Raw genomic sequence first — 12,509 nt, 5'->3', positions numbered from 1 at the left:
GTTGATGGAAGACCGCGCCTTCCTGCGCGCCATCCTCTATATCACCCTGACGGCATTGTGCCTGTCGGCCATGGGCCGCCGAGGCCTGGCGCCGGTGCTGACGCCGGTCAACGACTTCATTCTGCGCAACGCACTTGGGCGCCGCTGTCCTTGAGGGTGAAATACACATGGCCGGAAGCCGGGCGGGCGAGGTTGGAGATCTCGCCTTCGACCCAGATATTGGTGAACACGTCTTCCAGCAACACCCGCGCACGGCCGTTGAGTTGGCTGACAGTCAGGACCTCGCGGTCCAGGCCCAAGCGGGTGAACGGGTCTTTAATCATGGAAAGAGATCTTTAGTCATGGGCGGCAGTTTATAGGCATTCGCGCAAGGTTTGACAGAATTGCTCCACCAGCGCGCTGGGCGCGTGCGGGTAGGCCAGGGCCACGGTGCTCAAGCAGTCCGGATCGGCCAGGGGCAGAAAATGCACCGCGGCCGGGGCAATGTCCTGCATCGATTTTGGTAACAAGGCAATACCGAAGCCGGCCTGGATCAACTGCAACTGCGTGGTCTTGCGCGACATGACCCGCGCAGGCTTGGGGAAAAATCCGGCACGCATGCACAACTCGGCCGACAGATAGCTCAGCCCGCCGCGCTGGGGATGGGGGACCGAGATAAACGCTTCGTCCCTGAGTTGCGCCCATTCGACCGGCGCCTGGCTGCGCGCTAACGGGTGGTTCGGCGGCACCGCCAGCAGTAGCTGCTCACTGTATAAAGGCACTACATGCACGCCTTCGCGCTGGCGCAGCACTGGCAGGCGCAGCAGGCCGACTTCCAGGCGACCGTCGGCGATTTCTTCCAGTTGGGCTTCGGAAGACAGTTTGGCGATATCCATCGATACGCCGGGGCAACGCTCCAGCCAGGTGCTGATGCCGCGCAACAACGGGCCGCTCATCGGCACGGTGCTCGAATGGCTCAGGCGCAGGGTGCCGACTTGGCCGTTACCCACTTGTGTCGCCATCTCGCTGGCCTTGTGCAGTTCAGTCAGCAGGTTGCGTGCCCTGGGATAAAAGGCTTCACCGGCGGCCGTCAACCGAGGCTGGCGCGCGGTGCGTTCGAACAACGGGGTGTGCAGTTGGTTTTCCAGCGCTTTGATCTGCCGGCTCAGCGCCGACTGCGCGACAAACAGGCGCTCGGCGGCGGCGCTGAAGCTGCCGCTGTCGGCGATTTCGACGAAGTAGCGCAGTTGGCGGGTGGAAATCAAGACTCATGCCTTTTCGAGATGGGTAGAGGGCTTTGAAGATATTAGTCGCAAGTCTCACCGATGGCTAAAGTGATGGACATCTCTTTCAAGGAATTACCCATGAGCCCGGTTGCGCTGATGAGTCAGTGGTCGTTTGGCGGTATGGATTGGCTGGTGATCGGCCTGGGCATTGTCCTGGCCTACATCGTGTTTGGTATCGCCGGGTTCGGTACGGCACTGGTGGCGGGGCCGATCCTGCTGGTGTTCATGCCGCTGTCGAAGATCATCCCGCTGCTGGTGCTGCTGGATTTTGTCGCGGCCTTCGGCAACCTGCTGCAATCGCGACGGGATGTGAACAAGCCGGAGCTGTTGCGACTGCTGCCGTGCATGGCGATCGGTTGCACCTTGGGCGTGGTGTTTTTGCTCAACCTGCATTCGGATCTGTTGCTGCTGTTGATGGGCCTGTTTATCAGCGCCTATGCGATTTACAGCTTGGCGGTGAAGGCTCGGCCGGCGCAACTGGCGGCGGGCTGGGCGATTCCCATGGGCACCGTCGGCGGCTTGTTCGGTGCGTTGTTCGGCAGTGGCGGCTTTTTATATGCGATCTACCTGAGCAGTCGTTTGCCCAAGGATGCCGCGCGCGCCACGCAAAGCGCGTTGATCAGTTGCAGCACCGTGGTGCGCCTCAGCCTGTTCCTGATCGCCGGGGTGTATGCCGACATGCCGCTGTTGCTGCTGGCGGTTTGCCTGTTGCCGGCGATGGCCCTGGGGTTGTGGTGCGGGCGCAGGCTGACGCTGCGCATGTCCCGTGAGGCGTTTGTGCGATTGGTGACGTGGCTGGTGCTGGCCAGTGGCATTGCATTGATTGGGCGGTACTTGAGTACTTGACCTGATTTATTCAGGGATTAAGCTGCCAGCCTTCAGGGCCTCTTCGCGAACAAGCCCGCTCCCACAGTTGACCGCATTTATCCTGCAGGATCGCGGTCGAATGGTGGGAGCGGGCTTGCTCGCGAAGGCGCCAGACGCTACACCGCAGGACTCACAGGCCCCATGAACTCCCAAAGCATCCTTGTCCCGAAAATCTCCACCTTGCCCGTCCACGAACCCCGCGCCCGGGCGGTCGTGCGTTGGCTGGTGCGCAAGAACATCATCAAGGAAGAGCTGACCACGTGCGGGCGCACCGGTAATCGCATGGCTTACGCCCTGGCGGATGGCGCCCGCGCCGTGGTACTGCACCCCGAGGCGCTGCCGTTCAACGAGCCGGTCAATGGCCTGGAAATCATCTACAAGCGTTGCATCTATACACCGGCCAAAGGCTTTCTCGAAGAAGCCGGCTGCCCGGAATGCCTCAAGGAAGTCGGCGAGGCGCTGTTCGACAGCCTGGAAGACTGGATGCCAGGCCACACCGACAACTTCACCTGCCCGCTGTGTGGGCATGAGGATGACATCAACGGCTTTCTGTTCCTGCAGGAATGCGGGTTTTCCAACCTCGGATTCATCTTCAACAACTGGGCCGAGGCGGGTTTCAAGCAGAGCTTTATCGACGAATTTGCTGATTGGTTGGACCAGAAGATCAGTTGGGTCAAAGTCGAGCTTTAATCCATCTATCAGTATTACCAAGTTTGTCAGAGTTTTACGTTGAGACCTGAGGGGTGTCTGAGTATAATGGCGCGCTTCCATTTTCCCGCTCGGGAGCCCCCGCGATGCTGCGTATCAGCCAAGAAGCTCTGACATTCGACGACATTCTCTTAGTGCCCGGTTATTCCGAGGTGCTTCCTAACGAAGTCAGTCTCAAGACCCGCCTAACCCGTGGCATCGAGCTGAATATTCCCCTGGTTTCCGCTGCCATGGATACCGTCACTGAAGCCCGTCTGGCCATCGCCATGGCTCAGGAAGGCGGCATTGGCATCATTCACAAGAACATGACCATCGAGCAGCAAGCTGCCGAAGTGCGCAAGGTCAAGCGTTACGAAGCCGGTGTGGTCAAGGACCCGATCACCATCGAAGCTGACGCCACCGTGCGTGAACTGTTCGAACTGACCCGCCTGCACAATATCTCCGGCGTTCCGGTGCTGCACAATGGCGACCTGGTCGGCATCGTCACCTCCCGTGACGTGCGTTTCGAGAACCGTCTTGAAGTCACCGTCCGCGAAGTGATGACGCCTAAAGAGCGTCTGGTCACGGTCAAGGAAGGCGCTGACAAGAACGACGTGCGCGAACTGTTGCACAAGCACCGCATCGAGCGCGTGCTGATCGTCGACGACAAATTTGCCCTCAAGGGCATGATGACCGTCAACGATATCGAAAAAGCCAAGGCTTACCCGCTGGCCAGCAAGGATGACCAAGGTCGTCTGCGCGTCGGCGCGGCAGTCGGCACCGGTAAAGACACCGGTGATCGCGTGGCGGCACTGGTCGCTGCCGGCGTGGACGTGGTGGTGGTCGACACCGCTCACGGTCACTCCAAGGGCGTGATCGACCGCGTTCGTTGGGTCAAACAGAATTTCCCTGAAGTCCAGGTAATCGGCGGCAACATCGCTACCGGCGCTGCCGCCAAGGCCCTGGCCGACGCGGGCGCGGATGCGGTCAAGGTCGGTATCGGCCCTGGCTCGATCTGCACCACGCGTATCGTCGCGGGTGTGGGCGTGCCACAAATCAGCGCCATCGCCAACGTCGCCGAGGCCCTCGAAGGCACGGGCGTTCCGTTGATCGCCGACGGCGGTATCCGTTTCTCCGGTGACCTGTCCAAAGCCATCGTCGCCGGTGCTTCCTGCGTAATGATGGGTTCGATGTTCGCCGGTACTGAAGAAGCCCCGGGCGAGATCGAACTGTTCCAGGGCCGTTCGTACAAGGCCTACCGCGGCATGGGTTCGCTGGGCGCCATGTCCCAGGCGCAAGGCTCTTCCGACCGTTACTTCCAGGACTCCTCGGCAGGCGCCGAGAAACTCGTTCCGGAAGGCATCGAAGGCCGTGTGCCGTACAAAGGCACCCTGAGCGCGATCATCCATCAACTGATGGGCGGCCTGCGTTCCTCGATGGGCTACACCGGTAGCGCCGACATCGAAGAAATGCGCACCAAGCCAGAGTTCGTGCGGATCACCGGCGCCGGTATGGCCGAATCCCACGTCCATGACGTGCAGATCACCAAGGAAGCGCCGAACTACCGCGTAGGTTGAGGCTTCCAGCATAAAGTTAAGTAACCGGGGCTGTCTTATGCAGCCCCGAGTTGTTTCTGATTCATTAGACGAGACTGATCTCATGGCCCTCGACATTCACGCCCACCGTATCCTGATCCTCGATTTCGGTTCCCAGTACACCCAACTGATCGCCCGTCGCGTGCGTGAAATCGGCGTGTACTGCGAACTGCATCCGTTCGACATGGACGACGAAGCGATCCGCGAATTCGCACCGAAAGGCGTCATCCTTGCCGGCGGCCCCGAGTCTGTACACGAAGCCAACAGCCCGCGCTGCCCGCAAGCCGTATTCGACCTGGGCGTGCCGGTGTTCGGTATCTGCTATGGCATGCAAACCATGGCCGAGCAGTTGGGCGGCAAGGTTGAAGGTTCCGAGCTGCGTGAATTCGGTTATGCGCGTGTCGACGTGGTCGGCAAGAGCCGCCTGTTGGACGGCATCGAAGACCATGTCGACGCCGACGGCCTGTTCGGCCTCGATGTGTGGATGAGCCACGGTGACAAAGTCACCAAGATGCCGGAAGACTTCCACATCCTGGCCAGCACCCCGAGCTGCCCGATCGCCGGTATGTTCAACGATGAGCGTGGTTACTACGGCGTGCAGTTCCACCCGGAAGTGACCCACACCAAGCAGGGCGGTCGCATCCTGTCGCGTTTCATCCTCGATATCTGCGCGTGTGAAGCCCTGTGGACCCCGTCGAAAATCGCAGAAGACGCGATCGCCAACGTGCGTGCCCAGGTCGGCACCGACAATGTGCTGCTCGGCCTGTCCGGCGGCGTCGACTCCTCCGTGGTAGCCGCGCTGCTGCACAAGGCCATTGGCGACCAGCTGACCTGCGTATTCGTCGACAACGGCCTGCTGCGCCTGCACGAAGGCGAGCAAGTGATGGCCATGTTCGCCGAGAACATGGGCGTCAAGGTGATCCGCGCCAACGCCGAGGAGCAGTTCCTCAACAACCTGGCCGGCGAGTCCGACCCGGAGAAAAAGCGCAAGATCATCGGCCGCACCTTCATCGACGTATTCGATGCCCAGTCCAACAAACTGGACAACATCAAGTACCTCGCCCAGGGCACCATCTACCCCGACGTGATCGAGTCGGCCGGCGCCAAGAGCGGCAAGGCCCACGTGATCAAGTCCCACCACAACGTAGGTGGCCTGCCCGAGGAAATGAACCTCAAGCTGGTCGAACCGCTGCGCGAACTGTTCAAGGACGAAGTCCGCCGTCTCGGCCTGGAACTGGGCCTGCCCTACGACATGGTCTACCGTCACCCATTCCCGGGCCCGGGCCTGGGCGTGCGCATCCTCGGTGAAGTGAAGAAGGAATACGCCGACCTGCTGCGTCGCGCCGACCACATCTTCATCGAAGAACTGCACAAGGCCGACTGGTATCACAAAGTCAGCCAGGCGTTCGTGGTGTTCCAGCCGGTGAAATCGGTAGGCGTGGTCGGCGACGGCCGTCGTTACGCGTGGGTCGTGGCCCTGCGTGCGGTGGAAACCATCGACTTCATGACCGCCCGTTGGGCACACCTGCCCTACGAACTGCTGGAAACCGTCAGCGGCCGTATCATCAATGAAATCGAAGGTATTTCGCGCGTGACGTATGACGTGTCGAGCAAGCCGCCGGCGACGATTGAGTGGGAATGATCCTGCCCTAGCAGGTAAATGCTGAACAACAAAACCCCGGCCATGTGCCGGGGTTTTGTGTTTCTGGAATAGGGAAGATCAACGCCCTCACCGCCGCGCGATATCCGAAAAGTAAAACTTATCCAATGTGTGCCGCGACTCGGTGTACTCGAACTGCCGCCCGTCCTGCAAAAACGTCTGGTTGCTCACCACGATCACATGGCTTTGACCCTCGAGGTCGAGGTGCGCCTGGTCGTCTTTGCTGCGGGGCAGGGCTTCGATGGTGCGTTGGGCGTAGCTGATGTGCAACTGCAACGTCTGCTCGATGAAGGCGTAGATCGATTGCTCGGCGATGTCGCGGTCCAGGCCGGGGATCAGGTCGGCGACGAAGTGGTTGATGTCGAGGATCACCCGTTTGCCGCCGATGCGCCGCACCCGTTTGATGCGGGTGATCAGGCTGCCGGGTTCGGCCTCGAGGTGCTGCAGCAGCGAACCTTCCAGCGGGAACTGGGTGAATTCGACGACGTCGGTGCGTACGTCATCGCCCAGGTCGGCGTGGGTTTCGTGGAAGCTGACGATGCCGCCCAGTTGGAACTCGATGGGGTTGGGCGACAACACAAACGTGCCCTTGCCGTGGATTTTTTGCGCAAACCCACGTTCCTGCAACTGCTCGATGGCCCGCCGCACGGTGCCACGACTGGCCTGGTAGGCATCCATCAGTTCGGTTTCAGAGGGAAGACGGGTGCCGCGTTGCAGGCGTTCAGTGGTGATGTTGGCAAGCAGATCGGTATAGATCTGGTTGTATTTGCTCATGGGAATGGCTCTGTGCCGCGTTTGCGTTCAAGGCAGGAACCTTAGTGGCACGGCTGGGGTTTGTCCATTGGGCCCGTGGATATCTGTGGTCTGCGGGGCGGCCAGGCCTACAAAAAATAAACAACATGTAACTCGTACAGACGAGTTGTTGCTTTAACTCGTCTGTACGAGTACTTTTGCCTTCGGCGTGCTGCCAATGACTGCCCTCAAATAAAAAAATCAAAGTGGAAACCAAGCATGAGCCACGACTATTCGAACATCGCCCGCGAGATTCTCGAGAACCTCGGGGGCCGCGACAACCTTGAGCAAGCTGCCCATTGCGTGACCCGCCTGCGCCTGGCGCTCAAGGACCCGAGCCTGGTCAACGGCAGCGCGTTGAACCAGGTCGACCTGGTCAAGGGGTCGTTCTTTACCGGCGGCCTGTTCCAGGTGGTGATCGGCCCCGGCGAAGTGGAAAAGGTCTACGCCGCCCTGCGCGAACAGACCGGCCTCGCCGCCGCCACTATCGCCGACGTCAAGAAGAAGGGCGCCGACAAGACCAACGCCATGCAGCGCCTGGTGCGGGTCTTCTCCGATGTGTTCATGCCGATCCTGCCCGCGCTGATCATCGCCGGCCTGTTGATGGGCGTGAACAACCTGATGGGCGCCAAGGGCATGTTCATCGAAGGCAAGACGCTGCTGGAGGCCTACCCGAACCTGGATGGCCTGTGGAGCCTGATCAACCTGATGGCGAACACCTCGTTCGTGTTCCTGCCAGCGCTGGTGGGCTGGTCGGCAGCCAAGCGTTTTGGCGGCAGTGAAATCCTCGGCATCGTGCTCGGCCTGATGCTGGTCCATCCGGACCTGCTCAACGCCTGGAACTACGGCAAGGCGGTGGCCGGTCTCGATGGCCAGAGCCTGCCGTACTTCGACATTTTCGGCTGGTTCAAGATCGAGAAAGTCGGCTACCAGGGGCAGATCCTGCCGATCCTGATGGCGGCCTATGTGATGAGCGTCATCGAGAAATGGCTGCGCGCGCGAGTGCCCAACGCCATTCAACTGCTGGTCGTGCCGATCACCACCATCGTCGTCACCGGCGTACTCGCGCTGGCGATCATCGGCCCGGTGACCCGTCACCTCGGCATCCTGATCACCGAAGGCGTGGTCACCCTGTTTGACCTGGCGCCGATGCTCGGCGGAGCGATTTTCGGCCTGCTGTATGCGCCGCTGGTGATCACCGGCATGCACCACATGTTCCTGGCGGTGGACCTGCAACTGATCTCCACCCAGGGCGGCACGTTTATCTGGCCGATGATCGTCATGTCCAACCTGGCCCAGGGCAGCGCCGCACTGGCGGTGTTCTACATGACCCGCAATGCGCGGGACAAAAGCATGGCCTCGACTTCCGCCATCTCCGCGTATTTCGGCATCACTGAGCCGGCGATGTTTGGGGTGAACCTGCGCTTCAAGTTTCCGTTTTATGCCGCGTTGCTGGGCTCGGCACTGGGCAGCATTTTCCTGTCGCTGAACAAGGTGCAGGCCTCTGCCATCGGGGTCGGTGGCTTGCCAGGGTTTATCTCGATCGTGCCGCATGCGATCCCGATGTTTGTGATCGGGATGGTCATCGCGATGGTCGTGCCGTTTGTTTTGACCTGTGCGTTGAGCATGAAGATTGTCCGGCCTGGGTATCGCGTTGCCTGAATTACCGCCTTCGCGAGCAAGCCCGCTCCCACAGTTGAAATGCGTTCCCCCTGTGGGAGGGGGCTTGCTCCCGATGAGGCCCGAGCGGCTGGTACAAAATTTTACTGAAGGGACCCCCATGCAAAATTGGCAACACTCGGTGATCTACCAGATCTACCCCAAAAGCTTTTACAGCCACGCGGGTAACGCCACCGGTGACCTGCTGGGTATCGTGGACAAACTCGACTACCTGCAATGGCTGGGCGTCGACTGCCTATGGATCACCCCGTTCCTGCGCTCGCCGCAGCGCGACAACGGCTACGACATCAGCGACTACTACGCCATCGACCCGAGCTACGGGACCATGGCCGATTGCGACCTGCTGATCAGCGAAGCGGCCAAGCGTGGCATCAAGCTGATGCTCGACATCGTGGTCAACCACACCTCCATCGAGCACGAGTGGTTCCAGCAGGCGCGCAGCAGCCTCGACAACCCGTACCGCGACTTCTATATCTGGCGCGACCAGCCGAACAACTGGGAGTCCAAGTTCGGCGGCTCGGCCTGGGAATACGAAGCGCAAACCGGGCAGTACTTCCTGCACCTGTTCGACCACACCCAGGCCGACCTGAATTGGGACAACCCCAAGGTGCGCGCCGAGGTGTTCAAGCTGATGCGCTTCTGGCGCGACAAAGGCGTGGGCGGTTTCCGCCTGGACGTGATCAACCTGATCTCCAAGCCCGCCGACTTCCCCGAAGACGCCAGCGACGGTCGGCGTTTCTACACCGACGGTCCGAACGTGCACGAATACCTGCAGGAAATGCACCGCGAAGTCTTCGCAGGCCATGCCCTGATCAACGTCGGCGAGATGTCGTCCACCAGCCTGGAACACTGCATCCGCTACTCGCGGCCGGAGTCGAAAGAGCTGTCGATGACCTTCAACTTCCACCACCTGAAAGTCGACTACCCGAACCTGCAGAAGTGGGTGAAGGCCGACTTCGATTTCCTGCAGCTCAAGCAGATCTTTTCCGACTGGCAACTGGGCATGCAGGCCGGTGGCGGTTGGAACGCGCTGTTCTGGTGTAACCACGATCAGCCACGGGTGGTCTCGCGCTTTGGGGATGACGGTGAGCATCGTGTGGTCTCGGCCAAGATGCTCGCCACGGCGCTGCACTTCCTGCAGGGCACGCCGTATGTGTATCAGGGCGAAGAGTTGGGTATGACCAATCCGGGCTTCGACAAGATCGAGCAGTACCGCGATGTCGAAACCCTCAACATCTACCGCCTCAAGCGCGATGCCGGTGAGTCCGAGGCGTCGAGCATGGCGGCGATAATGCAGAAGTCGCGGGACAACGGGCGCACGCCGATGCAGTGGAATGCCCACAAGCATGCCGGTTTCAGTAGCGGTGAACCGTGGATCGGCATCCCGGCCAATGCGGCGCAGATCAATGTCGACAGCCAACGGGATGACCCGGATTCGGTGCTGCATCACTACCGCAGCCTGATTGCCCTGCGTCGCCAGGAGCCGCTGATTCAAGACGGCGTTTATCGCGAATTGTTGCAGGACCATCTCCAGGTCTGGGCCTACCTGCGCGAAGGCCATGGCGAGCGCCTGCTGGTGCTGAACAACTTCTACGGCAAACCCTGCGAAATCCGGCTGCCCGACAACGTCCTCAACGCAACGACGCGGCAGCGCCTGCTGATCAGCAACTACCCCGATTGCCAGGCAAGCACGGGCACGCTGGCGTTGCGGCCTTACGAATCCTTCGTGCTGCACCTCAAGGACTGACGCCTGGAGCGTTGTAGCAACGGCCGAGCGCGACGCTAAGCAGGAGATTAATTCCCCGTGTGGGAGCACCGGGCGCTTCACAAAAAACATAATAAAAATATCGGAGTACTGCATGAAAAAAACAATAAAGCTGGGCCTAGTGGCGTCGTGTCTGAGCTTGCCGTTCGGCGCTCAGGCCCTGGAGTTTTCCGGTTACTTGCGCAGCGGCGCGGGGACTTCAACCGGCAGTGGCAAGCAGCAGTGTTTCCAACTGCCGGGCGCGCAAACCAAATACCGTTTGGGCAACGAATGCGAACAGTACGGCGAACTGGAGCTGCGCCAGGACCTGCTGACCCTCGACGACGGCTCCGTGCTCAGCGTCGACGCCATGGCTTCTCTCTACAACAAGTACGACCGCGCGCTTAAATTCCAGGGCGAAGACAACGGCTCGGCGCGCATGCCGCAGATGTATGCACAGTGGTCCAACCTGCCCAGCCTCAACGGCGGCTCACTGTGGGCGGGGCGGCGTTACTACAAACGTAACGACATCCATATCTCCGACTTCTACTACTGGAACCAGAGCGCCACGGGCGGTGGCATCGAGGACGTACTGATTGGCGACCTGAAATACAGCTACGCGCTTTCGCGCAAGGACAACCTGTACCAGAAGGAATACGCGACCCGTCACGACTTCAACGTGGCCGGCTTCAAGACCAACCCCGGCGGCGAGCTGGAACTGGGCTTGAGCTACATCGAAAAAGCCGGAGGGCGTGACGCCAACAGCGGTTGGGCGCTGACCGCGCAACATGTGCAAACACCGTTCCTCGGCGGCAAGAACAAGTTCGCCCTGCAGTACGGCGAAGGCCCCGGCACCGGCCTCGGCTACACCGGCAATACCGCCCTGGATAGCAGCAGCAAAAGCTACCGCGCCGTGGAGTTCTTCGACTGGCAGCTCACTCCGCGTTTCGGTGGGCAGATCGAGGCGGTGTACCAGAAGGATATTCGCCCCGGCAGCCAGGACCAGACCTGGATGTCCATCGGTGTGCGCCCGGCATATGCGATCAGTGAACAGTTCAAACTGGTCACCGAGCTTGGCCATGATCAGGTCGACGCTACCGGCGGTACACGCAAGCTGAGCAAATTCACCTTTGCCCCGACCTGGTCGCCCAAGGGCCCGGAGTTCTGGGCGCGCCCGGAAGTGCGTCTGTACTACACCTATGCGACCTGGAACGAAGCGGCCAAGCGCGCGGCGAATGAGCTGGCGGCGGGATCGGCGTTGTCCGACACCGGCGCCTACGGCACTGCGCGGCATGGCTCGAACGTCGGTGTGCAAGTCGAGTACTGGTGGAAGTGAATCTTCGGATGTAGACAGGCTTAAATGTGGGAGGGGGCAAGCCCCTCCCACATTTGATCTTTGTCACCTCGGGATTTGTATCCACCCAATGATTTTTACAGAACAAAACAGCAGGTGACGTCATGACCGCAACTCAACCCCTGGAATTGCTTGCGCCCTTGTCGGGTGTGCTGCTGGCACTGGACAAGGTCCCCGATCCGGTGTTCTCCAGCCGCCTGATCGGCGATGGCCTGTGCATCGATCCCACCTCGCCGACCCTCTGCGCGCCATTGACCGGGGTGATCAGCAATATCCAGGAGAGTGGCCATGCGGTGAGCATTACCGACGACAACGGCGTCCAGGTGCTGCTGCATATCGGCCTGGACACCGTGAACCTGGCGGGCAAGGGCTTCAGCCGATTGGTCGAGGAAGGCCAGTGGGTGGTGGCCGGGCAGCCGCTGATCGAGTTCGATGCCGACTACGTAGCGCTCAACGCCCGCAGCCTGCTGACCTTGATGCTGGTGGTCAGCGGCGAGCCGTTTGCGCTACTGGCGCCGGCCAGCGGCCTGGTCGCGGTGGGCCAGCCGCTGTTGCGCCTGTCCTCAGGTGAGGCGGCCGAAACAATGGACGAGGAGGAGGGCGATGCACTGTTCTCCAAGCCACAGACGCTGCCCAATGCCAACGGTTTGCACGCGCGCCCGGCGGCGGTGTTTGCCCAGGCGGCGAAGGGGTTCAACGCCAGCATTTACCTGCACAAGCAAACCCAGAGCGCTAACGCCAAGTCGCTGGTGGCGATCATGGCGCTGCAAACCGTGCAGGGCGACACCTTGCAGGTGAGCGCGGCGGGAGAGGATGCCGCCGCGGCGATCAAGGCGTTGGTGGCGCTGTTGGCCGAGGGATGCGG

At 60.8% G+C, this 12,509-nt stretch carries 10 protein-coding genes and 1 pseudogene; 8 read left to right on the top strand and 3 right to left on the bottom strand.

What is annotated here, in order from left to right:
- Nucleotides 1–122: 122 nt before the first annotated feature.
- Together L9Z73_RS15910 and L9Z73_RS15905 are read right to left on the bottom strand one after the other, a co-directional pair.
- A pseudogene (locus tag L9Z73_RS15910) lies at nt 123–323 on the bottom strand (exodeoxyribonuclease VII large subunit); the annotation flags it as partial.
- Nucleotides 324–353: 30 nt separating this feature from the next.
- Nucleotides 354–1,244 carry a LysR family transcriptional regulator gene (locus L9Z73_RS15905; RefSeq protein ID WP_247402683.1) on the bottom strand — a complete coding sequence of 297 codons (891 nt, stop codon included), beginning with the start codon at nt 1,242–1,244 and terminating at the stop codon, nt 354–356.
- Nucleotides 1,245–1,343: 99 nt separating this feature from the next.
- Between L9Z73_RS15905 and L9Z73_RS15900 the strand changes: the two genes are divergently transcribed.
- The 4 genes from L9Z73_RS15900 (at nt 1,344) to guaA (ending at nt 6,056) form a co-directional block, all read left to right on the top strand.
- Entirely contained in the window at nt 1,344–2,111 is a 768-nt protein-coding gene (locus tag L9Z73_RS15900) for a sulfite exporter TauE/SafE family protein (RefSeq protein WP_247402681.1), read from the top strand.
- A 162-nt stretch (nt 2,112–2,273) separates the two neighbouring features.
- Nucleotides 2,274–2,822 carry a sugar ABC transporter ATPase gene (locus L9Z73_RS15895; protein ID WP_247402678.1) on the top strand — a complete coding sequence of 183 codons (549 nt, stop codon included), beginning with the start codon at nt 2,274–2,276 and terminating at the stop codon, nt 2,820–2,822.
- A gap of 104 nt (nt 2,823–2,926) precedes the next feature.
- Nucleotides 2,927–4,396, top strand: coding sequence for an IMP dehydrogenase (gene guaB / locus L9Z73_RS15890; protein ID WP_247402674.1), 1,470 nt, complete (start codon nt 2,927–2,929; stop codon nt 4,394–4,396).
- A gap of 82 nt (nt 4,397–4,478) precedes the next feature.
- Entirely contained in the window at nt 4,479–6,056 is a 1,578-nt protein-coding gene (gene guaA, locus L9Z73_RS15885; protein WP_247402671.1) for a glutamine-hydrolyzing GMP synthase, read from the top strand.
- A gap of 87 nt (nt 6,057–6,143) precedes the next feature.
- Here the strand turns inward: guaA and treR are convergent, their stop codons facing one another.
- The gene (gene treR / locus L9Z73_RS15880; RefSeq protein ID WP_247402667.1) at nt 6,144–6,848 is read right to left on the bottom strand and encodes a trehalose operon repressor; all 705 of its coding nucleotides are present in this window, start codon (nt 6,846–6,848) and stop codon (nt 6,144–6,146) included.
- Nucleotides 6,849–7,085: 237 nt separating this feature from the next.
- Here treR and treP point away from each other — a divergent pair, with 237 nt between their 5' ends.
- The 4 genes from treP to L9Z73_RS15860 all read left to right on the top strand — a co-directional run.
- Nucleotides 7,086–8,528 carry a PTS system trehalose-specific EIIBC component gene (gene treP, locus L9Z73_RS15875; RefSeq protein WP_247402663.1) on the top strand — a complete coding sequence of 481 codons (1,443 nt, stop codon included), beginning with the start codon at nt 7,086–7,088 and terminating at the stop codon, nt 8,526–8,528.
- 118 nt (nt 8,529–8,646) lie between these two features.
- Nucleotides 8,647–10,293 carry an alpha,alpha-phosphotrehalase gene (gene treC / locus L9Z73_RS15870; protein ID WP_247402660.1) on the top strand — a complete coding sequence of 549 codons (1,647 nt, stop codon included), beginning with the start codon at nt 8,647–8,649 and terminating at the stop codon, nt 10,291–10,293.
- A gap of 112 nt (nt 10,294–10,405) precedes the next feature.
- Entirely contained in the window at nt 10,406–11,626 is a 1,221-nt protein-coding gene (locus L9Z73_RS15865) for a maltoporin (RefSeq protein ID WP_247402657.1), read from the top strand.
- A gap of 122 nt (nt 11,627–11,748) precedes the next feature.
- A partial coding sequence (locus tag L9Z73_RS15860) for a glucose PTS transporter subunit IIA (RefSeq protein WP_247402654.1) occupies nt 11,749–12,509 on the top strand: 761 nt, incomplete at its 3' end.

Origin of the sequence: Pseudomonas emilianonis (genome assembly GCF_023072625.1) — a bacterium.
Classification (GTDB): domain Bacteria; phylum Pseudomonadota; class Gammaproteobacteria; order Pseudomonadales; family Pseudomonadaceae; genus Aquipseudomonas; species Aquipseudomonas paraveronii.
Note: the sequence above shows the minus strand (reverse complement) of the source record. Positions and strands in the feature narration are given on the sequence as shown.